The organism is Corynebacterium sp. HMSC074A01 (assembly GCF_001831515.1).
In the GTDB taxonomy this organism is placed as follows: Bacteria; Actinomycetota; Actinomycetes; order Mycobacteriales; family Mycobacteriaceae; genus Corynebacterium.
This window is the reverse complement of the sequence record NZ_KV825624.1, coordinates 3,307-3,562: the sequence shown is the minus strand read 5'-3', so window position 1 is coordinate 3,562 and position 256 is coordinate 3,307. Positions and strand designations below refer to the sequence as shown.

Sequence of the window (256 nt, the reverse complement as noted above, 5' to 3'; positions counted from 1 at the left end):
GGCACCTGCACCACCCCGAGCAGCGGCGGTAGGTGCACTGCCCCACTAGTGAGATACGTTGCCGTCTCGTCAAAGATCGGTTGCGCAATGTCATCGCTGATCATGTACGCGATAACAGCGTCGAGTTCAAGGTGGTGGACCCACGCTGCGAACCGCTCGCGGCTCTCGGTGAGCTTTGCAACAGCTTCGTCCAGATCGAACCGCGCGACCGGGCCGAGGCGGATGGTGTCGACGCCCTCGTCGTCGACGAAGAACG

Annotated in this window: 1 pseudogene; it reads right to left on the bottom strand. The window is 62.5% G+C overall.

Annotation, left to right across the window (positions count from 1 at the left end):
• Positions 1-256 (bottom strand): annotated as a pseudogene (locus tag HMPREF2550_RS12630) (DUF4192 domain-containing protein); the annotation flags it as partial.